At 59.5% G+C, this 26,513-nt stretch carries 22 protein-coding genes; 20 read left to right on the forward strand and 2 right to left on the reverse strand.

Translation table 11 applies throughout. The annotated features are described in order from the left end of the window. The coding region (locus DXXMK7_RS21710) for an HNH/endonuclease VII fold putative polymorphic toxin (protein WP_084682747.1) at positions 1–500 on the forward strand (500 nt) is incomplete at its 5' end. Then, positions 490–891: an immunity 50 family protein gene (locus tag DXXMK7_RS21715; RefSeq protein WP_071605179.1), complete on the forward strand. Its 402-nt coding sequence runs from the start codon at positions 490–492 to the stop codon at positions 889–891. The genes DXXMK7_RS21710 and DXXMK7_RS21715, both read left to right, overlap by 11 nt. Positions 892–962: 71 nt before the next feature. On the opposite strand, the gene DXXMK7_RS06690 is transcribed toward DXXMK7_RS21715, so the two are convergent. Then, on the reverse strand, positions 963–1,262 hold the full coding sequence (locus tag DXXMK7_RS06690; protein WP_038918404.1) for a SymE family type I addiction module toxin: 300 nt from the start codon (positions 1,260–1,262) through the stop codon (positions 963–965). A gap of 134 nt (positions 1,263–1,396) precedes the next feature. Continuing rightward, complete coding sequence (locus DXXMK7_RS22550; protein WP_127353492.1) at positions 1,397–1,645, reverse strand: hypothetical protein; 249 nt, start codon at positions 1,643–1,645, stop codon at positions 1,397–1,399. Positions 1,646–1,762: 117 nt separating this feature from the next. Between DXXMK7_RS22550 and DXXMK7_RS06695 the strand changes: the two genes are divergently transcribed. The 18 genes from DXXMK7_RS06695 to DXXMK7_RS06780 all read left to right on the forward strand — a co-directional run bounded on the left by DXXMK7_RS06695 (position 1,763) and on the right by DXXMK7_RS06780 (position 26,452). Then, entirely contained in the window at positions 1,763–2,920 is a 1,158-nt protein-coding gene (locus DXXMK7_RS06695) for a M20 aminoacylase family protein (RefSeq protein WP_038920858.1), read from the forward strand. 849 nt (positions 2,921–3,769) lie between these two features. After that, positions 3,770–4,273 carry a type VI secretion system contractile sheath small subunit gene (gene tssB, locus DXXMK7_RS06700; protein WP_012770486.1) on the forward strand — a complete coding sequence of 168 codons (504 nt, stop codon included), beginning with the start codon at positions 3,770–3,772 and terminating at the stop codon, positions 4,271–4,273. Between the two features lie 31 nt (positions 4,274–4,304). Next, the gene (tssC, locus tag DXXMK7_RS06705; protein ID WP_038660504.1) at positions 4,305–5,783 is read left to right on the forward strand and encodes a type VI secretion system contractile sheath large subunit; all 1,479 of its coding nucleotides are present in this window, start codon (positions 4,305–4,307) and stop codon (positions 5,781–5,783) included. A 6-nt stretch (positions 5,784–5,789) separates the two neighbouring features. Next, entirely contained in the window at positions 5,790–6,221 is a 432-nt protein-coding gene (gene tssE, locus DXXMK7_RS06710; protein ID WP_013317140.1) for a type VI secretion system baseplate subunit TssE, read from the forward strand. A 2-nt stretch (positions 6,222–6,223) separates the two neighbouring features. Next, positions 6,224–7,990: a type VI secretion system baseplate subunit TssF gene (tssF, locus tag DXXMK7_RS06715; RefSeq protein ID WP_038660500.1), complete on the forward strand. Its 1,767-nt coding sequence runs from the start codon at positions 6,224–6,226 to the stop codon at positions 7,988–7,990. Further along, the gene (gene tssG, locus DXXMK7_RS06720; protein ID WP_038920859.1) at positions 7,954–8,967 is read left to right on the forward strand and encodes a type VI secretion system baseplate subunit TssG; all 1,014 of its coding nucleotides are present in this window, start codon (positions 7,954–7,956) and stop codon (positions 8,965–8,967) included. The genes tssF and tssG overlap by 37 nt, the downstream gene beginning before the upstream one ends. 2 nt (positions 8,968–8,969) lie before the next feature. Next, positions 8,970–10,184, forward strand: a complete 1,215-nt coding sequence (gene tagH / locus DXXMK7_RS06725; protein WP_038918405.1) for a type VI secretion system-associated FHA domain protein TagH — start codon at positions 8,970–8,972, stop codon at positions 10,182–10,184. Then, complete coding sequence (gene tssJ / locus DXXMK7_RS06730; RefSeq protein ID WP_038918407.1) at positions 10,184–10,705, forward strand: type VI secretion system lipoprotein TssJ; 522 nt, start codon at positions 10,184–10,186, stop codon at positions 10,703–10,705. The genes tagH and tssJ overlap by 1 nt, the downstream gene beginning before the upstream one ends. A 2-nt stretch (positions 10,706–10,707) precedes the next feature. Then, a complete protein-coding gene (gene tssK / locus DXXMK7_RS06735; RefSeq protein WP_038660487.1) occupies positions 10,708–12,045 on the forward strand; it encodes a type VI secretion system baseplate subunit TssK in 1,338 nt (445 codons plus the stop codon). Between the two features lie 16 nt (positions 12,046–12,061). Continuing rightward, a complete protein-coding gene (icmH, locus tag DXXMK7_RS06740) occupies positions 12,062–12,838 on the forward strand; it encodes a type IVB secretion system protein IcmH/DotU (protein ID WP_038918408.1) in 777 nt (258 codons plus the stop codon). A 15-nt stretch (positions 12,839–12,853) separates the two neighbouring features. Beyond that, positions 12,854–15,472 (forward strand): type VI secretion system ATPase TssH, encoded by a 2,619-nt coding sequence (gene tssH, locus DXXMK7_RS06745; protein ID WP_038918409.1) that lies wholly within the window; start codon positions 12,854–12,856, stop codon positions 15,470–15,472. Between the two features lie 2 nt (positions 15,473–15,474). Next, positions 15,475–17,013 carry a sigma-54-dependent Fis family transcriptional regulator gene (locus DXXMK7_RS06750; protein ID WP_038918410.1) on the forward strand — a complete coding sequence of 513 codons (1,539 nt, stop codon included), beginning with the start codon at positions 15,475–15,477 and terminating at the stop codon, positions 17,011–17,013. After that, entirely contained in the window at positions 17,013–17,576 is a 564-nt protein-coding gene (gene vasI, locus DXXMK7_RS06755; protein WP_038918411.1) for a type VI secretion system-associated protein VasI, read from the forward strand. Before DXXMK7_RS06750 ends, vasI begins: the two co-directional genes overlap by 1 nt. Positions 17,577–17,587: 11 nt before the next feature. Next, a complete protein-coding gene (gene tssA, locus DXXMK7_RS06760; protein WP_038920861.1) occupies positions 17,588–19,027 on the forward strand; it encodes a type VI secretion system protein TssA in 1,440 nt (479 codons plus the stop codon). Between the two features lie 25 nt (positions 19,028–19,052). Continuing rightward, on the forward strand, positions 19,053–22,550 hold the full coding sequence (gene tssM / locus DXXMK7_RS06765; protein ID WP_038918412.1) for a type VI secretion system membrane subunit TssM: 3,498 nt from the start codon (positions 19,053–19,055) through the stop codon (positions 22,548–22,550). A gap of 51 nt (positions 22,551–22,601) precedes the next feature. Next, entirely contained in the window at positions 22,602–24,035 is a 1,434-nt protein-coding gene (locus tag DXXMK7_RS06770; RefSeq protein WP_038918413.1) for a VasL domain-containing protein, read from the forward strand. 71 nt (positions 24,036–24,106) lie between these two features. Further along, a complete protein-coding gene (locus DXXMK7_RS06775) occupies positions 24,107–25,474 on the forward strand; it encodes a tetratricopeptide repeat protein (RefSeq protein ID WP_038918414.1) in 1,368 nt (455 codons plus the stop codon). A 45-nt stretch (positions 25,475–25,519) separates the two neighbouring features. Next, on the forward strand, positions 25,520–26,452 hold the full coding sequence (locus DXXMK7_RS06780) for a DKNYY domain-containing protein (protein WP_038918415.1): 933 nt from the start codon (positions 25,520–25,522) through the stop codon (positions 26,450–26,452). Positions 26,453–26,513: the final 61 nt, after the last annotated feature.

Raw genomic sequence — 26,513 nt, forward strand, 5'->3', positions numbered from 1 at the left:
GGCACCGGTATTTTGACCCGGAAAGCGGGCAGTATCTGTCTTCAGACCCGATAGGTTTAGCGGGAGGGCTGAGGCCGCAGGGGTATGTGCATAACCCGATGGAGTGGGTGGATCCGCTGGGGTTGGTTGGGTGTCCGCCCGAATTTAAATCCAGAAATGAAGCATTTAGAGCAGCTAAGCGTGATGCTAAAATACCAATGAATCAGCAACCAGACAGAGTGTTTAATGAGAAAACGGGTCAATTGGGCCAATATAATCAAGTAAGAATGACGAATTCTGAAGGTGAATCTATCTTAGGGAAAGATGGTAAACCTATCTGGACAAGGGAATATCAATTTACTCGGCAAGATGGTTCTAAAGTAATTATTCAGGATCACTCAGCTGGACATTACTATGGTGAGGGCGGCGTAGGGGATCAAGGTTCTCATTTAAATATACGACCAATCGATAATACGAGAGCAGGGAAAGTTCCTGGCACAAGAGGTCATTATGGATTCTAGTGATAAGATGAGTTTTTGGAATGAATTGGATGGGGCTGTTCTTCTGAATAGGGTCTTTTCCGAGCCGGTAAAAATATCTTATGTTGAACTATTTGATTTTTCTGTAAATAGAAATGGTCCTTCTGTGATTATAAATTTTGATTTAATCGATCAACTTCCAGACAAAGCTCCACCTAAATGGGGGGAGTTTAATCGATGTAGGTGTGGGATTAATTGTGGTGGAGTTGATGAGTTAGAGATAAATGGTATATCAACAAGATTAAATGCTTTGGTAATGATTAGCTCCATCGATGGAACTAATTATGTGCGATTCCTTAGTGAAAAATTCAAACTATCATTAAAGTGTAAACATATTCAATTTATGGGGCCTTCTGTATACCTTGATGGCTAGATTTTTGTGATAAAAAGCCGGAAGCGATCTAAAGATCCTTCCGGCTTTTTTATATTTATCCGTCGGTATTATTACGCCAGAATCTCCCCCGGTTCAGCCCGAAGGATGATCCGACCGGACAGGGCTTCAATGCTAAACGGCGGGGTGAGTAACCCGCTTTGGGTGAGCCAGTCGCCTACCAGCGTCAGTTCGCCGTTGTCGCTCACCCAGTCTTCGCCTTCGGTGTCGCTGCCACCCATCTCGGCGATATCGATGTCATCGTCCAGCCGGGTCAGCATCAGCCCGTTGCGGTACAGGCTGATATGAAACCACGCCCCGGCGGTAAAACCGGCCTGTGCCAGCGCGTTGTCTTCAGGATTATTTACCCGCAATTTATTGAATTACCCGTCAGAGATTGATTAGCGTCTTAATCACCATCTTTATCCACCATCCTTACCTACTCTCCTGCCACGGTAACCGGCTCCCGGTAATCAAGCCCGACTCAGCCAGCAGCTTTTAAGCTCGATTAGCAAAAGGTGGGTGGAGTCTGCCGTTTTGCCGAGTGATCTCTTCCCTTGTCAGTTGGTGGCGTTGAGCCGCGTTGATGAGAGGCGATTTCTCCTGCTTTTTTGTTATTTCCCCCCGGTTTCAACAGTTCGCTGGACAGGTCGCTATCCAGAACCGATGCAAGATGTCGGCGATAATGCCGATAACGGTGATGGAAGGATGACATGGCGCGCATGGGGGTTATCCCGCGTGCGTTCTTGTCGGACATGCCTTTGTTCATGGGGGCTGGTGGAGTAGAGTAGGTGATTCTCTGTGGGCGATTCCTGAACAGAGGGAACGGCATATCAGGCGGTGGGCTCTGATATGAATCAACGGGAGGATGCGTATGGGGATTTCTCCGGCGCTGATTGCGCAGGCCGTTGAATGGCGGCGCAAACTGCATGCCAATCCGGAACTGGGCTATCACGAGCGTCAGACGTCCGGGATGGTGGCGACGTTGCTCGCCGCCTTTGGTTTTCAGGTTCATACCGGCCTGGCGGATACTGGCGTAGTAGGAACGCTGGAGAACGGGTCCGGTCCTGTTATTGGGTTGCGGGCCGACATGGATGCGCTGCCGGTTACCGAACTGAACGATCTTGCTTATAAATCCCGGCATTCCGGCGTTATGCATGCCTGTGGCCATGACGGGCATACCGCCATGTTGCTGGCCGCCGCCTGCCATCTCAGCGAAACCCGGCGTTTTAGCGGTACGGTGCGGGTAGTATTTCAGCCGGCGGAAGAGAATCTGGGCGGTGCGCGCCGCATGGTGGAAGAGGGGTTGTTTACCCGTTTTCCAATGGATGACATCTATGCGTTGCATAACTGGCCGGGGCTGCCTGTGGGACATGTCGGTCTGAGCAGCGGAGCGATGATGGCCTCCCTGGATTCGTTTGAAATCGTGCTGATCGGCAAAAGCTGTCATGCCGCCATGCCGGAAAACGGCGCTGACCCGATTATGGCCGCCTCTCAACTGGTGCTATCGTTACAGACTATCCCTTCACGACGCCTGTCGCCTCAGTCGTCTGCGGTGATCAGTATCACGCAGATTAACGGCGGCGAGGCCATCAACGTTATTCCGGAAAAAGTAGTGCTGCGCGGTACGCTGCGTTGTCTGCAAACCTCAGTACGCGAGCAGGTGAAGGCATTGATTGCGCAGTTTGTGGCGCAAATCCCCGAGGTATTCGGCGTCACGGGCTCCATCGCTTACTACCCCGGCTACCCGGTTACCCAAAATGACGCCCGAGCGGCGCAAATGGTGCGTGAGGTCGCGGAAACGACGTTTGGCGCAAACCAGGTGCATTGGGAAATCGCGCCTTCCATGGCGTCCGAAGATTTCGCCTGCATGATGGAGCACTGTTCCGGCGCCTATTTCTGGTTAGGGGCCGATGGCGATACGCCATCCCGTCCGCTGCATAATGCCTGCTATGACTTCAATGACGCGTTGATTCCACACGGTGTCGCCATGTGGGTGGCGTTGGTGGAAAAACGGTTGCCGATGGGGTAAATGTCTCCGGTCTGCGTAGGAAGACCGGAATAATTGACGTTAATGGAAACTATTTTTCCATAAATTATGCTTTTTATTTTTTCTTGATTCAAATTGCAATTGGGAATAATAAAACGGGAATCGGTTTCCTATAAATGCCGTTGTCAGGCCGGCGGAAACCGTTTTTTTCTGGTGATTCAGAGAGGTTCCGCCACGCAATGTGGTTTTTAATTGAACGATGATTCGGCGTTTTATTTGCTTTTCATGACGGAAATGGTGATGAAATGTTTCGTTTGCATTATGCCTCGGCATGAAAATAATCATTTTTTCGTCATGTGAATATTCCCTATAAAAAATCAGTTTATTCCTGAAAATAATTAGCGAGATAATTGTTTTTAAATCTAACGAAATTAGAGAGGCCAAAAATAGCCGTTTTTTGGAAAATTGCAATGCAGGTTTATGTAACTATTTCATCGGTAATAATGTGTATTTTTGAGCTGTTTATTATATTTATGTTGTTGTTTTTTATTGTATTTTTTTATTTTTGGAGCTTTGGGGTATCAAAAGTATATTAGCGTTGACCATGTGTCAGCGTTATGTGTATGATTGGCGAACGAAGCAGAAATATATCTACACATTTTGAATACAGTTCTGTCGTTTTTTATTGGCTTACTGATTCCATACGGTTTAAGAATGCGTTGAGTGAATGCGCCGAGGCGGCGGGTTCTATTTCGTGCATATCGTCGGTCGAAAAACAAATAGCCTATTTGTTCGCTGAACAGCCTGGTCTGTCATGGATTCTGGCGGGTCGTTCAGTAGGATTCGACCTTGTTTTTTCGGGCCAGGGTGCCCTCACGTTGGTATTGACATATGGCAAAAGGAACTGACGGTGCATCTGTCGCACCAAAGGAACGTATTAATATCAAATATGTCCCGGCCACTGGTGGTCAGCAGGCGGAAATTGAACTGCCGCTTACGCTGATGGTGGTGGGAAATATGAAAGGACGCACAGAAGAGACGCCGATTGAAGAACGTCAAACGGTATCTATCGACAAGAATAACTTCACTTCGGTGATGAAAGAGGCAAACCTGGAGCTGAATTTCAGCGTGCCTAACCGTCTGGAAGAAGACAGCCAGGATGACCTTCCCGTCAAACTCAGCATTGCTTCGCTGAATGATTTCTCCCCCGATCGCATCGCCCAGCAAGTGCCGGAACTGCGCAAACTGCTGGAACTGCGTGAAGCCCTGGTCGCTCTGAAAGGGCCGCTGGGTAATATTCCCGCTTTCCGTAATCGCCTGCAGGATCTGTTGTCCAGCGAAGAAGCCAGAGAGCAGCTGCTCAAAGAGCTGGATCTGGTGAAACCCGCCGAATAATTGATTGTTACTGACGAGAAGGGAAACAAACATGTCAATGGTTGAAGAACAGGCCCAGACAGGCGCGGCCGGTGGTTCATCGTCGCTGCTTGAAGAAATCATGGCGCAGGCGCGCATCACCCCGGTGGATGAAGGTTATAACGTCGCCAAGCAGGGGATCGCCGCGCTGGTGGCCAACATTCTGGACAGCGGTAACGCGGCCGAGCCGGTGAACAAGGCGCTGGTCGACAGTATGATCGTTGAGCTGGATAAGAAACTCAGCAAGCAGATCGACGTGATTCTGCATGCGCAGGAACTGCAGGAGCTGGAATCCTCCTGGCGTTCGCTGAAACTGCTGATCGATCGCACCGATTTCCGCGAAAACATCAAAATCCTGCTGCTGCACGCGACCAAAAACGAGCTGCTGGAAGATTTTGAGTTCGCACCGGAAATTACCCAGTCCGGTTTCTACAAACACGTTTATTCCAGCGGCTACGGCCAGTTCGGCGGTCAGCCGATCGGCGGGGTTATCGGCGATTACGCGCTGACCCAGAGTTCGCCGGACATCAAGCTGATGCAGTATGTCAGCGCGGTGGGCGCAATGGCGCACGCGCCGTTCATCTCCTCCGTCGCGCCGACCTTCTTCGGCGTGGACAGCTTCACCGATCTGCCGTCCATCAAAGACCTGAAATCGGTGTTTGAAGGCCCGGCCTACACCAAATGGCGTTCGATGCGCGAGTCGGAAGATGCCCGCTATCTGGGCCTGACGGCGCCGCGTTTCCTGGCCCGTCTGCCTTATGACCCGGTAGAAAACCCGATCAAAGGGTTTAATTACAAGGAAGACATCAGCGCCAACCACGAACACTATCTGTGGGGCAACACCGCTTACCTGATGGGTACCGCCATCACCGATAGCTTCGCCAAGTACCGCTGGTGCCCGAACATCATCGGCCCGCAAAGCGGCGGCGCCATCACCGATCTGCCGGTGCACGTCTATGAAGCGATGGGCCAGTTGCAGGCCAAGATTCCGACCGAGGTGTTGATCACCGACCGCCGTGAATACGAAATGGCCGAAGAGGGCTTCATCACCCTGACCATGCGCAAAGACAGCGACAACGCCGCGTTCTTCTCCGCCAACTCGGTGCAGAAACCCAAGGTATTCGCCAACACCAAAGAGGGTAAAGAGGCGGAAACCAACTACAAACTGGGTACGCAGCTGCCGTACATGTTCATCATCAACCGTCTGGCGCACTACATCAAAGTATTGCAGCGCGAGCAGATCGGTTCCTGGAAAGAGCGTCAGGATCTGGAGCGCGAGCTGAACAACTGGATCAAGCAGTACGTCGCCGATCAGGAAAACCCGCCGGCAGATGTACGCAGCCGTCGCCCGCTGCGCGCCGCCCAGATCAAGGTGCTGGATGTGGAAGGCGAACCGGGTTGGTACCAGGTGACCATGGCGGTGCGCCCGCACTTCAAGTACATGGGGGCGAATTTCGAACTGTCCCTGGTTGGGCGTCTGGATAAGGAATAACGACTGATGCCGTCGCTCTCTGCCTGGGAGCGGGGATCTGCGGCCAGCCTGTTTGATCGTATCCGGGGAGAGGAGCGCCGTTCCTCTCCCGAAACGGAGTTGGAAGACCTGATCGAGTCGGTGAAACGCCAGCTCGATCAGGTACTGAATACGCGTCCCGGCAGTTGTCGCAGCGCACCCGAGCTTGGCGTGATTGATTTCAATGACGCCACGCAGGGCGGCGCGGATATCCGGGGCAAGATCCGTGAAGCGATCCGACAGTGTATCTGTCGCTTTGAACCGCGAATTGTCCATGTGGACGTCAGTGCGTCGGACTATCTGTCCAATCCGCTGGAGATGTCGTTTCAGGTCACCGCGCATGTGCGGCTGGAAGATCTGGAGCAGGTCACCTCCTTCAATATTCATATGGACAGCCACCGCCATTACAGAATGATGTGATTATGTCGCTGGAACATTTCTTCAGGGATGAACTCGCCTATTTGCGTCTGCAGGGACGCGAATTCGCCAGGGCACACCCTGAACTTACCCGATTTTTGTCAGAACAGACGACGGATCCGGATGTCGAGCGGTTGCTGGAAGGCTTTGCCTTTCTGACCGGCAGCCTGCGGGCGAAGATCGAGGATGAGTTTCCGGAACTGACTCACGGCCTGCTGGGCATGCTGTGGCCGAACTATTTGCGCCCGGTGCCCAGCATGACCATCATGCAGTTTTCGGTACTGCCCGGCGCCATCGCGCAACCGGCGTTCGTGTCGCGCGGCTGCGAGCTGGACAGCTTGCCGATCGACGATGTGGTCTGCCATTTTCAGACCTGCCACGATGCCTGGATTTACCCGGCGGATATCCGCCAGATCAACGCGCAAAGCGGCAACGACATGTCCGCCATCACGCTGGATATCGGCCTGCACGGGCCGTTGTCGCTGGGGGACTTGCAGCTCGATAAACTGCGTTTCTTCCTGGGCGGCGACCGCTATACCGCTTACGAACTCTATTTCTGGATCGCCAGCCAGCTGTCGCACATTGAGCTGGAAATTGACGGTAAACGCTTTCGCCAGGAAGCGAATGTGCTGAAAACTGTCGGCTTCGAGCGTGAAGACGCGATGCTGCCGTATCCCGGCAACGTCTACTCCGGCTACCGCATCCTGCAGGAGTATTTCTGTTTTCCGGAAAGTTTTCTGTTCTTCCAGTTGTCCGGCGCCAGCTGGCCTAATCAGCCGCTGATGGTGACGGATTTTAAACTGCACTTCTGCTTTGACCGGCCGTTGCCGGCGGAACTGAAAATCCGTCCGGACTCGTTCATGCTCAACTGCGTGCCGGCCATCAATCTGTTCCGCCATGACAGCGAACCCATCAATCTGGATGGTCGCCAGACCGATTACCCGCTCAAAGCCAGCTACCGCCACGCCGACAGTTTCGAAATTTTCTCCATCGACAAGGTGGAAGGCTGGGTGGAGGGCAACAGCGGGCGTTCGCGCGGCATTCCGCGGCTCTATCAGCCTTTCGAAAGTTTCCAGCATCAAATCGAACGGGCCAAAGGGCGGCTGGCGCTGTATTACCGCATTCGGGTGCGTGAAGCGGTCAGCGGCGACGGCTTTGATCACCTGCTGTCGTTTGTGCGCGGCGACGAGAAAGAGGTGATCGATCTTGATGAATCCATTTCGGTCACCCTGACCTGCACCAACCGTTCGCGTGCGGCGCAGTTGCCGGTGGGGGCCATCTGCGTGCCGACCGGCAGTTCGCCGTCTTTCGCCACTTTCCGCAACCTGATTCGGCCGACCCGTCCGCTGCGCCCGGCGCTGGACGGCAGCCTGCACTGGACGCTGATCTCCAACCTGTCGCTGAACTATGTGTCGCTGCTGCGGCGTGATGCGCTGGTGCAGATTCTGCGTACCTACGACTTTCCCGCGTTGCATGACAAGCAGGCGGAGCAGGCGTCACGCAAGCGGCTGGCGGGGATCGAGACGATTGAAACCACGCCGGTGGACCGGCTGGTGCAGGGGATGCCGGTACGCGGGCTTAAGTCGGTCTTGTCGGTGCGGCAATCGGCGTTCTCCAGTGAAGGCGAACTCTATCTGTTCAGCACCGTGCTGGCGCATTTCTTTTCGTTGTACGCCAGCGTCAACGCCTTCCATCTGCTGGAAGTGGTCAACATCGATAACAAGGAGCGCTACCGATGGCCGGTGCAGATAGGTCAGCACTCGATGATGTAATGCCCGGTCAGGCGATGTTTCGCCAGGATGCGCGCCACTTCAACTTTTTCCAACTGGTGGAACTGCTTAACCAGATGGAGGGCGTCGATCTGGAGCAGGCGCTCGACTTCCAGCCGGAGCTGGAGCGCATTCGTTTTCGTTCCACCGCGTCGATTGGTTTTCACCCCAGCGACGTACTGCGGGTGGGAGAGGATGTCGACGGCCGGCAGGAGCTGGAGGTCGCGTTTCTCGGTCTGCACGGCAGCCAGTCGCCGATGCCGGGGTATTACCTCGAAGAGCTGGCGTGGGAGTACGCCCAGGGCGAGCAGAAACTGGGCGTGTTTCTCGATTTTTTCCATCATCGGCTGCTGACGCTGCTGCATCGCGCCTGGCGTAAATACCGCTATCACGTCCGTTTCCAGAATGACGGCGAGGACGGTTTTTCCCGGCTGATGTTCGCGCTGGTGGGGCTCGGCAATGACGCGGTACGCGACAGCCTGCCGGTCAACCGGGCCAAGATGCTGTCTTACGCCGGCCTGCTGGCCAGCCCCAGCCGCTCGCCGGAAGTGGTGGCCGGTCTGGTTATTCACTGCTTTGACCTCGAAGACGTGGAAGTCATCGCCTGGCAGCATCGCAAAGTGCCGATTTTCGAAGACCAGCAAAACCGGCTGGGGCGCGCCAACAGCGTGCTGGGCGGGGATTTTGTCATTGGCGACAAGGTGAATGACTGCGCCGGCAAATTCCTGCTCAAAGTGGATAACCTCAGTTTCAGCCGTTTTCTCAGTTTCCTGCCCAACGGCGAGCATTTTCAGCCGCTGGTGCGTTTTGTTTCCTTCATCCTGCGCGATCAACTGGCCTGGGACCTGCGCCTCGGTTTCGCCGAAGGAGAAGCCAGAGGCTTGCGGCTGGGCGATGACCAGAGCAGCCGTCTGGGATGGAGCAGCTTTCTCGGGCAGCCGCCGGCCGACCCGTATGTGACGATTTGTGTGCAGGAGTAATTGTGAACGAAAACAACCCACTCACTCTGGTGGTGCTCAACAGCGAACAGCTGGATATCAATTCGCAGGTGCAGCACCGGTTTGATCACCGCGGCGGCACGCTGGGCGCGTCGGAAAAAGATCAGTGGCAACTGCGCGACCGGCTTGGGGCGGTATTGCCGGAGCATGCGCGCATCGAACTGCAGGACGGCCAATTTTGTGTGTGCGACCTGAGCGGCCAGACCTTCATCAACGGCGCGTTGTCGCCCATCGGCCGTGACCGCCGGGTGTGTCTGGCGCATGGCGATGAGCTGGTGATCGGCCCGTTTCGGCTGGGGGTTTACCTCGACGATCCGGCGCGTGAGCAGGACATCGATCAGGTGCTGGGCCAGCGCCCCGGCGATGTACTGGAAGGGTGGCTTGGCGAAGAGCGACACAGCCCGACCGTCGAAGAGACGACGGCGAGCCGATTTAATGACCCGTTGTGGGCGTTGCAGCAGGAACAGAGCCGCTCGCCGCTGGCAACGGAGGGTGAGCGCGGCGACGAACTGCCGACCTCGCTTTCTTCTTTTTCTGCCGTTGAGGACACCATGGATCAGAAATTTGTGGAATTACCGACCATTGATAACCCGCACGCCGGGGCGGGGCTGGGCGGGCAGGCGGACGCAGTGACGCTGGCGCCGCTGCTGCGCGGGCTGGGCGTATCGCTGAATACCGGTGATGAGCAGCAACTGCGCGAGATGCTTGAAGAGATGGGCCGAAGCCTGAAGGCGATGGTGGAGGGGTTGCTGACGCTGCAAGCCGACCAGGCAGCGCTGGCGGATACCCACCTGCGGCCGATCGAGGATAACCCGCTGCGGCTGGGGCTGGATTACACCGATACCCTGTCGCTGCTGTTTGCCGACGATAAAAGCCCGGTGCATCTGTCCGCGCCGGCGGCCATCAGTGAAGTGCTCAGCAATATGCAGGCGCATCACCGGGCCAACCAACAAGCGATCGCCGTGGCGCTGGAGAGCATTCTGCAGGCGTTTTCGCCGGCGGCGTTGCTGGGCCGGTTCGAACATTATCGCCGTAGCGGCGAACGTCAGGCGCTGGACGACGGCTGGGCGTGGCAGATGTACCAGCACTATTACCGCGAGCTGACCTCGCCGCGTCAGCAAGGGTTCCAGAAACTGTTTCATCAGGTGTATGCGCAGGCCTATGACCGCGCGGTTCGCCAGCAACAGGAGCAGAAATAATGCTGCGAGCCTTATGGTTATGCGCCTTGATCCTGCTGCTTCCCGGCTGCTCTACGCTCGGCAAGATGGCGAAGGTGGCGGCCAATCCGGATATTCAGATCGGCAGCAACGATAACCAGCCGTCCACCGTCGGTTTCAGCCTGGTGGCGGAACCGGACGTTAACCCCAGCGAAAGCGGTGAAGCGGCGCCAATCGAGTTTCAACTGGTGATGCTGGCGGAAGACTCCCGTCTGCTGGCCACCGATTACGATCAGGTGACCACCGATATCGAAAAAGCGCTGGCCAAGAATTACGTCAGTCATCAGGACTACACGCTGCTGCCGGGGCAGTTCAAATACCTGCCGCCGGTCAAGCTGGATGAGAAAGTGCATTACATCGGGGTGATCGCCAAGTACGCCGATCCGGACAGCGCCGAGTGGCGCAAGGTTGTCAAGCTGAAAAACACCGGCCGCACTTATCAGCTTCTGGTGCATCTGCGCCGTGAAGAAGTCGAAATCAAGAAAGATCAAGAAGAAGAATAACTATGTCGAGCCGAAATCGGATTATTTGGCGGGAAGGGCTGTTCATCAAGCCGCAGCATTTCCAGCAACAGCAAAGACACACGGACTACGCGCTGCATGCCCGTCTTAGCGCGCTCAGCGATTATTTTTATGGCCTGCAGTCGCTGGCGATCAACGAGGAATACCTCAACTTCGGGCGCATCGCGCTGGTGAACGCCACCGGCGTGATGCCTGACGGCACGGTATTCAACATTCCGGGGGATGACGCGCTGCCGCAGCCGCTGGAGGTAACCGATGTGGCGCTGGCTAACCAGAAGGTCTATCTGGCGTTGCCGCTGGCGGTGAACGGCGTCAGCGAGGTGGGACAAACGGGCGCCGGCGTCGCCACCCGTTTGCAGTCGCACCGCCATGATGTGCGCGATTTGCACAGCGAAGGCGGCGACGTGGTATCGGTGGAAGTGGGCAAGGTCAGCCTGCGGCTGATGCTGGAGCGCGATGACCGCAGCGCCTACGCCTCGCTGGCGATTGCCAATATTCTCGATAAGCGGCCGGACGGCGGTCTGGTGCTGGACCCCAATTTCATGCCGTGCAGCATCAGCGTCACCGCCATTCCGAGCCTGAAACGCTTTTTGGGCGAGTCCGCCGGTCTGGTGGCGGAACGCGCCCGCAGTCTGTCTCAGCGCATCGCCGCGCCGGGTCAGCAAGGGGTGGCGGACGTGGCGGAATTCATGATGCTGCAACTGCTTAACCGCGCTCAGCCGCAGCTATCGCATCTGGCGCGCCTCGGTACGCTGCACCCGGAACGGCTGCACGAAGCGCTGGTGCAGCTGTGCGGCGAACTGATGACCTTTACCGACGAGTCACGCCTGCCGCCGGAGTTTCCCGCCTACCGTCACGAGCATCAGCAATCCAGCTTTGAGCCGCTGATGATGGCGCTGCGTCAGGCGCTGAGCACCGTACTGTCGCCGCGCGCGGTGTCGATCCAGATGAAGGCGCAGCCTTACGGCGTGCGGGTGGCGCTGGTGGGCGACGCCGAGCTGATGACCAGCGCCGAATTTGTGCTGGCGGTGCGCGCCCGTATGCCGCAGGAGCATTTGCGCAAACAGCTGTTGCAGCAAACCAAGATCGCCTCCAGCGACAAAATCCGCGAACTCATCAGCCTGCAACTGCCCGGCGTGCCGCTGCTGCCGTTGCCGGTGGCGCCGCGTCAGCTGCCGTATCACGCCGGCTACAGCTACTTCCAGCTGGACAGACAAAGCCCGGCCTGGAAATCGCTGGTCACCAGCAACACGCTGGCGTTCCACATCGCCGGCGAGTTCCCGGAACTGGACATGCAACTGTGGGCCATCCGCGGCCAGTAGTTAACAGGAGGATCCCGTGAGTACCGACATCATCAAAAGCGATCAGTTGGGCGACCTGCTGTATGACAACGCCCGGCAACTGGATATGGATTCCGATTACTGGTTTCGCCTGCGCGGGCAGAGCATCAACCCGATGATCGACGCCGTTACCCCATTGCTGGGCATGGTGGAGCGGGTGCGCCAGCTGTCTGAATACGACGGCGTGGCGGAGCTATACCAGCGCGTGCAGTCCGAAATTCAGGCCATTGAGCAGGAACTGCATTCCCACGGTTACGAAAACGGCGTGATCTTGTCGTTTCGCTACATTCTGTGCACCTTCATCGACGAAGCGGTGATGGGGCGGGAGTGGGGGGGGCAGAGCGTATGGTCCGCCCATTCGCTGCTGACCCGTTTCCACAATGAAACCTGGGGCGGCGAGAAGGTGTTCGTGTTGCTGGAGAAGCTGCTGGATGACCCGACGCGCTACCGCGACATTCTGGAATTTATCTACCTGTGTCTGTGCCTCGGTTTCGAAGGCCGCTACCGGGTGATGACTCAGGGACGCGAAGAGCTGGATCGGGTGGTGCGCCGTTTGCACGACACCCTGCGTCCGGAGCCGGAAAATCCGCCGACGGTATTCCACCTCAATCTGGGGCAGCAGGCTTCCCGTTACCAACTGCGTAAACAGATTTCGCTACGCACGCTGTTCATCGGCCTGTGCGTGGTGATGGCCGCGGCGTTTGGCCTCTATCACTACCAGCTAACCAACCAGACCCAGGACGTGCTGCGTCAGCTGGGAGAATTATTACAATAACAGGAGCGTATTCTCGTGATTCGAATCGAACTGCCGATCCTGGTTGAGCGACTCAACCCGCTGTGCCGCCACATAATGGAAGAGGCGGCGGCGCTGTGCATTCAGCATCAGGGCGCGGAGATCCGCATTGAGCACCTGCTGCTGAAAATGCTGGAGACGCCGTTGTGCGACGTGCGTCAGATCCTTAAACGCGCCGGGATGGATGTTGACGAACTGGCGGCATTGCTGCAGCCCAATGCCGCGGACAAAGGGTTTGAGTCGGGCTATCCCTCGTTTTCGCCGCTGCTGGTGGAGTGGTTGCAGGACAGCTGGCTGCTGGCCTCGGCGGAACTCCAGCACGCCCGTCTGCGCAGCGGCGTGCTGCTGCTGGTGCTGCTGATGACGCCGACGCGTTATCTGTCGGCGGCGGTGACCCGCCAACTGGCGCAGATTAACCGCGAACTGCTGCGTCAGCAGTTTGACGAATGGGTGAAAGATTCAGCGGAAACCGACGTGGTTTCCGCCGCTGGCGCGACGCCGGAGCAGGCGGCTGCGGCCACCACCCAACTGTCCCGCTATACCCAGAATGTCACCGAGTCCGCCCGTCAGGGCAAGCTGGACCCGGTATTGTGCCGCGATCATGAAATCGACCTGATGATCGATATTCTGTCCCGTCGTCGTAAAAATAACCCGATCGTGGTCGGCGAGGCCGGGGTGGGTAAAAGCGCGCTGATTGAAGGACTGGCGCTGCGCATTGTCGCCGGTCTGGTGCCGGAACGGCTGCGCGATGTGGAACTGCTGACGCTGGATTTGGGCGCGATGCAGGCCGGCGCGTCGGTGAAAGGCGAGTTCGAGAAGCGTTTCAAAGGCGTGATGCAGGAAGTGAAAGAGGCGCCGAAACCGGTTGTCCTGTTCATCGACGAAGCCCACACGTTGATTGGCGCCGGCAATCAGGCCGGCGGTCTGGACGTGTCCAACCTGCTTAAACCGGCGCTGGCGCGCGGCGAACTGCGCACCATCGCCGCCACCACCTGGAGCGAATACAAGAAATACGTGGAGAAAGACGCCGCGCTGTCGCGTCGCTTCCAACTGGTAAAAGTGGGTGAGCCGAACGTCGACGAAGCCACGGTGATTTTGCGCGGGTTGCGCAGCATTTACGAACAATCGCACGGCGTATTGATCGACGAAGAAGCCCTGCAGGCGGCGGCCAATCTATCTGCCCGTTATATCTCCGGGCGTCAGTTGCCGGACAAAGCGATCGACGTGCTGGATACCGCCTGCGCGCGCGTCGCAATCAACCTGACCACGCCGCCGCGCGCGGTCAGCCAGTTGCAGACCCGTTTACATCAGCAGGCGTTGGAAATCGCCCAACTGGAGCGTCAGGGCCGCATCGGCCTGGGCGATACGGCGGAGCGGCTGGCGACGCTGCGTGACGCCAGCGAAACGGATGCGGCGACGCTGGCGCAACTGGAAGCCGACTGGCAGCGGCAGAAAACGCTGGTGCAGCAGATCGTCACCCTGCGCACCGCGCTGCTGGCCGATGAAGCGCCGGAAGATTTCGATGCCGCCGCCGCGGCGGCTGAACTGGCCGACAGCGAGCGAGCATTGGCCGAACTGCAACAGCCGTCGGTGCTGGTGTCCCCGCATGTGGATAAAACCCAGATTGCGTCGGTGATCGCCGAGTGGACCGGGGTGCCGTTGAACCGGATTTCCCAGGGCGAGCTGGACGTAGTCACCCGTCTGCCGGATTACCTCGGCGACAGCATCAAAGGGCAGCAACTGGCGATCGCCCAGTTGCACAAGCACCTGCTGACCGCTCGCGCCGACCTGCGCCGTCCCGGTCGACCGCTGGGCGCGTTTTTGCTGGTGGGGCCGAGCGGCGTGGGCAAGACCGAAACCGTGGTGCAGATTGCCGATCTGATGTTCGGCGGCCGTAATTATCTCACCACCATCAACATGTCCGAGTACCAGGAGAAGCACACGGTTTCCCGCTTGATCGGTTCGCCGCCGGGGTATGTCGGCTTTGGCGAAGGCGGGGTGCTGACCGAGGCCATTCGCCAGAAACCCTACTCGGTGGTGCTGCTGGATGAAGTGGAAAAAGCCCATCCGGACGTGCTCAACCTGTTCTATCAGGCGTTTGACAAGGGCGAACTGGCCGATGGCGAAGGGCGGGTGATCGACTGCCGCAATGTGGTGTTCTTCCTGACCTCCAACCTGGGGTTCCAGACGATTGTCAATTTTGCCGAGCACGTCAATGTTGCAGATCGACCGGGCGAACTGCTGGATGTGCTCTATCCGGAACTCGCGGCGTTCTTCAAACCGGCGTTGCTGGCGCGCATGGAAGTGATTCCCTACCTGCCGTTGGATCACGACACGTTGGTGGCGATCGTGCAGGGCAAACTGTCCCGTCTGGTTACGTTGCTGCAGCAACGCTTTGGCGCCGAGGTGGTTATCGACGCGTCGGTGCCGGAAGAGATCCTGCGTCTGGCGAACCGCAGCGAGAACGGCGCGCGCATGCTGGAGTCGGTGATCGACGGCGCACTGTTGCCGCCGGTGTCGTTGCAATTGCTGCAACGCATGTCGGCCGGTCAGCCGGTCAGCCGCATTCATTTCCGGGTGGAAGACGGCCAGTTCCGGTCCGAGGTGGAGGGCTGAGCATGCAATCAGCCCTCGATCTGGCGCTCTCGCTGACCCGTCACCGGGATGAAGCCGGCCTGTGCGACTGGCTGATGAGCACGCTGCGTGCCGCATGGCAGCCGCAGGGCGCGCTGCTGGGGATGGTGGATGTCAGCGGGCGCCAGTTGATATGCAGCGGCTGGGTGCATCACGCGCCGCTGTCGCTGTCGCTTGGCGTGGATGATTTCAGTCATCCGCTGGCTTATGTGTTGCTCAAGAATCAAACGCGTAGCTGGACGTCGCTGTACGGCGGCGCGCGTATCGAACATGGCGGTTTTCGCCAGTTGCTGACCGACGCGGGCGCCGCCTGCGGCCTGTACGCCATGCCGTTGCAGGCGGACAACGGCAAACCGCTGGCGGTGCTGGCGCTGCTGGATACGCCGGAACGGCTGCAGGCGCTGGGGAAACATGGCGATTGCGCGCAACTGGCGCAGGTGTTTTGTCGTCAACTGGCGCTGATCCGCGATCTGGGCCGCAGCCGGCGCGAACAGACCGCGCTGCGCGATTCGCTGCGCCAGATTAAAGACGAAGGCGCGCTGCGGCGTGAGCGGGAAAAACGGGTGGCCGCCGGGCTGATTGGTCAGTCCGGCGCGGTGCGACAACTGCATCAGCAGATTTGTCAGGCGGCCAGCCACCGGTTATCGGTGCTGATTCACGGCGAAACCGGTGCCGGCAAAGAGGTGGTAGCCCGGCTGTTGCACCAGTGCTCCGATCGCGCCGAGCGGCCGTTTATCGCCATCAACTGCGCCGCTATTCCGGAAAACCTGATTGAAAGCGAGCTGTTCGGCTATGAGAAAGGCGCGTTTTCCGGCGCGCAAAGCAACAAGGTCGGGCTGGTGGCGCAAGCCAACGGCGGCACGCTGTTTCTGGATGAAGTGGGCGATATGCCGCCGCTGATGCAGGCCAAGCTGTTGCGGGTATTGGAAACGCACAGCTTCCGGCCGCTGGGCGCCGGGCAGGAGCAACATTCCGATTTCCGGCTGATCGCCGCTACGCATCAACCGCTGGAACAACGGGTGGCCGAAGGCCAGTTCCGTCAGGATCTCTACCATCGTCTGTGCCAGTGTCTGGTGCAGGTAGCGCCGCTGCGCGATCGCCCGGACGACATCAGCCTGCTGTGCGAACACTTTATCGGGCAGTTTGCCCGCCAGCAGCAGAAAAACCTGGGGCCGTTGCACCGTGCGTTTCTTAAACAACTGGTGGGCTACGACTTCCCCGGCAATGTGCGTGAGCTGAAGAACCTGCTGGAGGTGGCCTGCGCCCATACGCCGCAAGGGCAGCCTATTCGTCTGGAGTCGCTGCCGCCGGAGTTGCGTGAGCGGGTGTGCGGCGAAACCGCCGCCGATAGCGATGCTTTCCACCATATTCAGGATCTGCGCATCGCCACCCAGCAGTATGAAGCCGCGGTGATTGCGGCGCGTCTGCGCCAGTTTCAGGGTAACCGGCTGCTGGTGGCGGAGAGCCTGAATATTCCCAAACGAACCCTGGATCACAAGTGCCAGAAACTGGAGGTGAACTGATGATGCTGACGATGGTGCCGCTGCTGATGGCGGCGGTCGGCTCGCCCGATCCCGCCTGGCAATCACTGTGGGAACAGTGCCGCAATGAGACGTCGCCGCAGGTGCGTCTGGCCTGTTATGACGCGCTCGGACGCGAGACGGAACGCGCGGGCGCTGTGCCGTCCGCTACGAACAATGGCGCGGCGGGGGAGAACGCATTTCGTCTTAACCGCGAGGCGGTCAATGGCGACCTGACTCTGACGCGGACGCTGGCGGACGGCAATACGCTGGTGATCAGCTGCGCCAGCAGCATTACCCATCTGCGGCTGACGCTCAGCCAGCCGTGGCCGGGCGACAACGTCACCTCGCAGCTTGACGGCGCCGGCGCGCCGGATAACTGGTTTGTGCGCAACCGCGGCACGCTGCTGGAATTCGGCCGCGGCCTGCCGGCGATCGACGCGCTCAAGCGCTGGGTCGGCCACCGGGAGCTGGTGCTGAATGGCGAGCAGGATCATGCGCTGCGCATCGATCTCACCGGGCTGGGCGAGGCGCTGGCGCCGTTACGCCAGCAGTGCCGCTGGTAGGAGCGATGAGCATGCATGCACACCCCTGGTGTAAGCGACTGTTGACGACCCTGCCCGACGAGGCGCTGCGGGCGGCGGTGGCGGCGGATGATCCGCTGTGGGAACAGGTGGAAACCGAGCTGGTCAAGCTGGGGTCGCTGGCGCACAGCCAGGTGGATCTCAACGCTGTCGCCGGTCAGTGCCTGACGCTGCTGGAAAGCCGTACCAAAGACATGCGCGTGCTGGTGCAACTGCTGCGCTGCCTGCAGCACCCGGCCAAAGCCACCCCGTTCGCCACCGCGATCATGCTGCTCGATAGCTGGCTGGACGCTTACTGGACGCTGGCGTTTCCCGCCAGCCCGGTACAGAAACAGAAGCTGATGGTGCAGATCATCCGCCGTTTTGAGGGCGTGCTGCCCCGTATGGCGGAAAACGCCTCCGGGGCGGAACTTAGCCAGTTGCATCAGTTGGCGGAACAACTGGCGGCGCGCTGGAGTGCGCTGGCCGCCGACAAAGCCGACCTGACCGACGAACTGGTGGCGGCGCTTCAGCGCGCCCGCCAACGCCATCAGGCACAGGAGAAAGCCAATCAGGCGGCTGAGCCGGCGTCCGGCGGGTCGGGCGGAACAACCGGGGACGTTGCCGCCGCCGGCGGCGGTCATGGGAGCGCCGCCGGGGCGACCAGCGTGGTCGCTACGGTGGAAATCAACAGTTCGGATGACCGCAACTGGAAGCAGACGCAGCTTAATGTGGCGGCGCTGCTGGTGGAGCGTCAGCCGGAAGCGCCTGTGGGATATCGCCTGCGACGCAACGCGGTCTGGGCCGGGATCGCCACGCCGCCGACGGCGGCGCGCGGTAATAAGACCCAACTGGCGCCGGTGTCGCCCGACCGGGTGGATGAATACCAGAGCGCGCTTGGGCAGGCGGACCTGGCGTTGTGGAACAAGATTGAACAGAGCCTGACGCTGGCGCCGTACTGGTTTGACGGCCACATGCTGTCGGCGACGGTGGCAACCCGGCTGGGGCATGGCGCGGTCGCCAGCGCCATCGCCGATGAACTGTCGGCGTTTCTCGCCCGGCTGCCGGAACTGCGTGAACTGGCGTTCAGCGACGGTTCGCCGTTCCTGTCCGCCAAATGCGCCCAGTGGTTGCAATCGGCTCAGCCGGCACGCGGCGGCGGCGGTCAGCGGCAGGACGACCTGGCGGCCGAGGCGGCGGCCTGTTGCGCCGAGCAAGGGCTGGGGGCGGCGCTGTCGCTGCTGGATGAACGTATTCGGCGGTTGAAAGAACCGCGCGAGCGTTTTTGCGCTGAACTGGTGCTGGCGGATTTGCTGGCGGAAGAAGGCATGAAAGCGCTGGCGGCGCAACATTATCAGCACCTGTGGCAGGAAAGCGAGCGACTGGGCCTGATGCAGTGGGAACCGGGAATGGTCAGCCGACTGGAACGGCTGGGCGCGTCCCGCAGGAAATAAGACATTCGGAGTTGAATGGTCACTTATGTTGAAAATAATCATTACCTTTCTGCGGCAACAGCTGCCGAAACTGAAACCTTCCTGGCTGCTGCTGGGGGTGGTGGTATGGGTGGTGGCGCTGGTGCTGGCCTGGTGGCTGGGGCCGCGTCTGACCCTCGGCGACATGCGCCCGCTGCAAAGCGTGTGGGGCCGCGTGGTGTTCACGCTGATTTGGCTGTGGCTGGGCTTTGCCTACAGCGCCTGGCGCGTCTGGCGCCGGGTACAGCAATTGCGCGCGGAACGGCGTGAACAGCAGATTATCGAGCAGGACCCGCTGCAGGTGTACGTCGACAGCCAGCAAACCTTTCTGGACCGCTGGTTGCAGGCATTTCAGGCCCAGTTGGGCAAAAAGGCGCTGTACGCCATGCCCTGGTATCTGGCGATCGGCCTGTCCGGCAGCGGCAAAAGCAGCCTGATTCATCGCGCCAATCCGGCCAACAAGCTCAACCCGAAACTGGATGCGGAACTGCGCGAAGTGGCGGGCGGTCAGCAGGTCAACAGCTGGGTCGGCGAGTCGGCGGTGATCTGGGACCCGAGCGGTCAGTTGCTGGCCCAGCCGGAAGTCGGGGCGGAGCCGTCGGCCGGGCGTCATGCCCGCCTGTGGCAGCATCTGTTGCAGTGGCTGAGCCTCAACCGTCGTCGCCAACCGTTGAACGGGCTGGTGCTGACGATCGATTTGTCCTGGCTGTCGCAGGCCAGCGTGTCGGAGCGTAAGGCTTATGCGCAGGTGATGCGCGCCCGTTTGCAGGAAATCGCGGTTAACATCAACACCCGTCTGCCGCTGTATGTGGCGCTGACTCGCCTGGATATGCTGCGCGGCTTTGACGTGGTGTACCGCTCGCTGAACCGGGAAGCGCGTCAGGCGGTGCTGGGGGTGACGTTCACGCCGCAGGCCAGCCACGGCAAAGGCTGGCTGGAAGAGCTGGAGCGCTTCTGGGACGACTGGATCACTAACCTCAACAATAATCTGCCGGAAATGCTGCTCACGCAGTCGGAGCGCGGCGTGCGCAATACGCTGTTCACCTTCGTGCGCCAGCTGGCCGGGCTGAAGGATTACGTGACGGAAGTGCTGAACGAAACGCTGGCGACCGGCGACGACCGCGCGTTTCTGGTGCGCGGCGTGTATGTCAGTTCGGTGTACCAGCAAGGCGTGCCGTTTGACGCCTTCGCCCAGTCCGCCTCCCGGCGTTATCAGTTGCCGGAGCCGATCAACGCCGCCATGCGCGGCGAGTCCAATACGTTCTTCGTCCAGAAGCTGTTTCCGGAGGTGATTTTCCCGGAAGCCAGTCTGGCGGGGGAAAACCGGCTGCACAGCCTTTATCGCCGCCGCCGCATGAGCATCGGCATTACCTGCATGGTGCTGTTCGGGCTGGCGATGATCGGCAGCTGGCACCATTTCTACCGGGTGAACGAAGAGGCCGGGCGTAACGTGCTGACCAAGGCGCAGGCGTTCATCGGCACCAACGAACTGGAAGGGCAGGCGGGGTACGGTTACCAGCAACTGCCGCGTCTGAACCTGATCCGCGACGCGACCCTGTCGTTCGGCAACTACCACGAACGTACGCCGATGCTGGCCGACCTCGGCCTGTATCAGGGCGATAAGATCGGCCCTTACGTGGAAGGCTCCTATCTGCAGATGCTCAACCAGCGTTTCCTGCCGGCGGTGATGCAAGGGCTGCTGGAGGACCTGAATCAGGCGCCGGCCGGCAGCGAGCAGAAACTGACTATTCTGCGGGTGATGCGGATGCTGGACGACGCGTCCGGGCGCAACAAGACGCTGGTGGAACAGTTTATGGCGCTGCGCTGGCAGAAAGCGTTTCCGGGCCAGGGCAAGGTGCAGGAGCAGTTGATGCAGCATCTGGATTACGCGCTGGATCATACCGACTGGCACCAGTCGCGCGAGCAGAAGGATACGGTGGCGATCTCCACGTTTGCGCCGTTTGTGGACCCGATCGCCAGCGCCCAGCGCGAGCTGAGCAAGCTGCCGATGTATCAGCGCGTCTACCAGAGTCTGGTGATGAAGGCGACGCAGGTGCTGCCGCCGGATCTGGCGATTCGCGACGAGGTGGGGCCGACGTTTGATTCGGTATTCACCCTGCGTAACGACAAGGCGGGCACGGTGCCGCGGTTGCTGACCTATCCCGGTTTTAGCGATTTCTATCTCAAGCAGGACAAGGCGCTGCTGGACCTGACCGCGCTGGATGCCTGGGTACTGGGCCAGCGTGAACGCGCTCACCTGAGCGAGGCCGACCGTAAGGAGATCCTGCGTCAGGTGAACGACCGCTACATCACCGACTACATCAACCAGTGGCAGAAAGTGCTGGCGAATATTGATGTACAGCCGCTGGAAAGCCCGGAACAGGCGCTTAACGTCCTGACCGATATTACCGGCAACGACCAGCCGTTCCAGCGCGTGTTGACCACGCTGAGCGACAACACCCGTATCCGCAAGCTGGCGGATGACGAGAACGACACCGCGCAAGGCATCAATACCCGCATCGGTCGCCCGTTCATGACCATCAACGCCGCGTTGAGCGGGCGGGGCGATCAGGGGCCGCTGGTGCAGGAGGTCAATCAGAAGCTGACCGATCTCTACCACTATCTGGATCAGATCGTGAACGCCACCGATCCGGGGCAGGCGGCGCTGAAAGCGGTACAAGCGCGTCAGGGCAACAAGTTCGCCGATCCGGTGTTCGCGTTGCAGCAATACGCCCGCAGCCTGCCGGCGCCGCTGGACCGTTGGGTCGGCCAACTGGCGGGAGAAAGCGCCAGTCTGGTGACCGGGCTGGCGATGTCGTCGCTCAATCAGGAATGGCTGGACAAGGTGGTGACGCCGTTCAACGAGAAACTGGCGGATCGCTATCCGTTCAATCCGTCTTCCGACAAGGATGTGCCGTTGTCCGAGATGGAACGTTTCTTCGCCGCGGGCGGTACGCTGGACAGCTTCTACCAGACCAACCTCAAGTCGATCATGGAAAGCGGCATGCTGGAAGGGGAAGGCGCGTCGCCGTTGCAGACCGAACTGGGGAAACAGCTGGACCGCGCTACCCGTATCCGTCAGACGCTGTTCAATGCGCAGGGCAGTCTGGAAGTGCACTTCGTGGTGGAACCGGTGGAACTGACCGCCAACAAACGCCGCAGCGTACTGAATCTTGACGGACAGTTGCTGGAATACAGCCACGGACGCCGGACCAAAACGCCGCTGGTGTGGCCGAACAGCATGCGCGACGGCGCCGAAAGCAAGCTGACGCTGGTGCCGGATGACCGCGAGCGCTCGCCGCGCAGCCTGAGCTTCACCGGTCCGTGGGCGATGTTCCGTCTGTTGACCAACGGCCAGCTGACGCAGGTGAACGACAACACCTTCGACGTGCGTTTCTCGCTGGAACAAGGCGGCATGACCTATCGCGTCTATACCGACGCCAGCCATAACCCGTTTGCCGGTGGTCTGTTCAGCCAGTTCAAACTGCCTGATTCTCTCTATTAACCCTGAGGGCGCATGCGCGATGCGAATGCGCCCGTAGCCGGATGATGTGATATGCAAGATGCACAACAGGCCCTGAAAGTGGGCCGTGATCCACGGATGCTGCCTGAGTACGAGGCGTTACGCGCGGAAATCAACAAGCTGAGCCATGCCTCCCGCCCGGAAGTGGACTGGATGCGGGTGCACGATATGGCGACCGCTATTTTTGAGAAACAGGGCGTCGACCTGCAAACCGCCATCTATTTCACCCTGGCGCGTTCGCGGCTGGCCGGGCTGAACGGTTTTACCGAGGGCTGTGAATTTCTCGCCAACCTGATCGTGACCCAGTGGGAAAACTTCTGGCCGCCGGTACATCAGGAGCGGGCGCGTATCGAAATTCTGGACTGGTTTATCGCCCGCATCAGCGAGGTGATTCGCCAGTACGCCATCAGCCACGAACACAAGCGGCTGGTTTATCGCTGCGAACGCGCTCTGCAACTGATGAGCGAAAAGCTGCACAATTCCGGCCTGAGCCGCATCCCCCGGGTGGAGAACCTGCTGCACTTTATCGAGGGTTACACCCACCTGTTTGACGAAACCGAGATTGTGATTGTCTCTGACGATCAGACGCTGAAAAAACAGCAGGATATGCAGATTCCGCCGATGGTTTTCTTCCAGTCCGACATGGAACCGGGCGGGATGGCGTCCGCGGCGGCGGCAGCCCAGCCGGCGCTGCCGTCGGGCAGTATTCTGGTCGGGCGGGAGAAAGGGCAGATGAAACCGACGGTATTGAAGATTGAAGCGCACCGTAAGCAGAAACCGGCCTGGTTCTGGTTTGTCTGCGGCGTGCTGACCTGCGGACTGCCGGTCGCGGCGGTGAGCGGTTGGCAGTACTGGCAGGATCAAAAAGCCGAGGCGCTGGCGTTGTTGCAGCAGCCGGCCTATGCGCTGCCGTCCGCGCCGGATCACAACGATATCCGCCGGGTGCGCATCGTGCTGGGCGAGCAGAAGCTGCAAGGCATGGAAGGGGAGCTGATCAACCGTTATCAGGCGCAACTGGAGCAGGTCAAGAACGCCTCGCCGTTCTATCTGTACCAGTATGGCGAAGGGCTGAAAGGCGTTATGCAACAACTGTATCCGGATTCGCTGGCGGTCAAGGAGATGGATCGTCAGTGGCAGATCGCCCTCGACCGGCAACAAGGGGACAAGCCGCCGCGCGTCAGCGGCTACGAGCAGGCGCGCGCCGGGGTGAGCGAGACGCTGCAACAACTGCTGGATTTGGAGAAACAGCGCCGCACGGTGACCATTTCGTATCTGAAGTCACAACTTTATGATATTCAGAAATATTTTGCTTCCGATGTGCCGTTTAGCATCCGTTTACGGACGATGGAGGCGCGCAAAGCCGCCCGCCAGCCGCTGACCCCGGCGGAACTGCGCGGCATGGAAGATGAACTGCGTGCTTTCAATATCCGGCTGTACCGGTTGCAGCAAGGCGATAGCGGCAGTTAAGGCCGCCGCGCCGGGCGGGATGGCGCTGCCCGGCGGCGTCGCCGGATGTCTCCAGGGGTAACGACGGTAACATGATGAGAAAAATACGATTATTGACGGCGCTGTCCGTGTGTCTGCTGGCCGCCTGCCAGGCGCCGGTGTCGTCGCTGTCCGACGCGGATTTGCGTAAGTCGGCACAGAGCGGCAACGGAGAAGCGCAGTATCGGCTGGCGAAGCAACTGGCTTCTCGTTCACACTATGGCGAAGCCATGCAGTGGATGCAAAAAGCGGCGGATCTGTCAGACCTGTCCGGGCCGCGGGAAAGCCGGGCGCTGGCGGCGCTGCAGGTGGGCGACTGGTATCAGGCCGGGCTGGGCGAACCGAAAAATACGCCGCTGGCGCGCCAGTGGTGGCAGAAAGCTTCCCGACTGGGCAGCGGCGAGGCCGGCTACCGGCTGGGAACCGATTGTCAGGCGCAGCATCAGGGCAAACTGGTGGCTGCCTGTCTGGACGCGTTCGAACGCGCGGCCGACAACCAGTATGCGCCGGCGCAGCTGGTAGTGGCGCAGTGGTATGCCGCCCATCCCGGCGCGGAAGAAGAGGCCGCCGGATGGGTAGAGAAAGCGGCGGATCTGGGCAACCGGGACGCGCAGTACCAGCTCGGCCAGCGTTATGAACAAGGGAAAGGCGTGGCGAAGCGGACCGACCTGGCCGAGCGTTGGTATTTCCGGGCGGCGGACAAGGGGCAAACCCAGGCGCAGTTGTGGATGGCCCGACACGCCGACGGTAAAGACGCGCTGGACTGGTATCAGAAAGCGGCGGCCGGTGGCGAGGCGACGGCGCAACTGTGGCTGGCGCAGGCGTATCGCCGTGGCGATCACGGGTTGTCGCAGAACGACAAGCAGGCCAATTACTGGCTGGAGCGCGCCTCCGGCAAAGGCAATGGCGAGGCGGATTACAAGCTGAGCCAGATACAGACCGATAAGGCCAAACGGGAACAGTATCTGGTGCTGGCGTCGTCGGCCGGCTATGTGCCGGCGCAGCGCGAACTGGGCGACTGGCTGCTTAAGCGCGGCGAGCTGGAACGGGCTCGCGAGGTGTTCGCCAACGCGGCGGCGACCGGCGATACTGAATCCCGACTGGCGTACGGCGAGATGCTGCGGCTGGGGCAGGGCGGCAAGGCGGACTATGTGGAAGCGATGAAACAGTATCGCTTCGCGGCGCATGACGGCAACCGTATGGCGCAGTATCGTATGGGGATGATGCGGCAGGATGGGCTGGGCGCATCGCGCAACCGTATTCATTCCTACGCCTGGTACTCGCTGGCGGCGACCGAAGGCATGGCGGAGGCCATCGCGGCTCGCAATGATCTGGAAGCCACCATGCAGCCGGATGAAATCAAGGCCGGGCAGAAACTGGCCATGCACTGGTCGACAGGCAAGGAGACGGATACACAGTGATTCGATGGGTAAAGTGATTCGATGGGTAAAATTAAAGGAAAGCGTATGAAACGGAACGGATATCTCGCTCTGCTGCTGGGTATGGCGGCGCTGTCGTCGCAGGCGGAAGTGAAGGCTCCCTATCAGGTTGAGCAGGGTAAGGTGGTGTACCGGGTATCGACGAATGCGGATCCGCAGGTGCTGACGCAAGCCAAACCGGAAGACTTCCGGGTGTTGTTGCGGGAAAAACGGGTGGCGCTGGCGGTATCCGGCCATCGTTACTACTGCAACCAGCAGCCTCTGCCGGACGGTTTCAAACCTGAAAGCGCCAAACTGCGCTACGACGCTTTTCTGATTACCAATGTCGGGTCATTCGTCGGCTGTGAGCGTATGAAGCAGGATATCGATGCCGACAGTTTTCAGGCGCTGGATTTTCCGTTCTTCCGCGATCGCGATCATGTCTGGCTGCCTGACGGTGAGGAGATGCATGGCGTGGATATCGCCAGCTTCAAAACGCTGGCCAGAAATCAGGCGTTCGACAAACAGAACTACTATTTCGTGGAGAATGAAACCAGCGTGGTTGCCTATCACAAGCAGGCGCCGAGCGCGGGCAACTGTTTTGGCTGGGCCACCATTGACGGCAATCTTTACTACCGTGGCGAGCAGCGCGCCGATGGCGATGCCGCCAGTTTCCGCTGCCTGACGTTCAGCACCGCGCTGGACAAAAACGGTTTTTATGTCTTCGGGCGGCCGTATCCGAGCATGCCGGACGGGGTGAAAGCGGCGGATATCCGCATGCTGCCGAATAATGAAAAACTGGCGACCGACGGCGAGCATGTCTGGTTTCTGGGGGTAGAGCCGGTGCAACTGGCCGGACTGAGCCTTCGCCATGTCAGGGTGGTGCCGGACGCCAACGGCTACACCATTAGCGACGGCAAAACCCGCTGGCTGTGCGGCTCCGGCAAGGTCAACGGTCGCCCGTTGTGCCGCAAGGGCTAGCCTGTAACGTCTGCGTGACGAGATAAGCCATCATCCGCTCTCAGATAGCAGAGCGGATGAT

This window comes from Dickeya sp. MK7, assembly GCF_000406305.1.
Lineage (GTDB): Bacteria > Pseudomonadota > Gammaproteobacteria > Enterobacterales > Enterobacteriaceae > Dickeya > Dickeya fangzhongdai.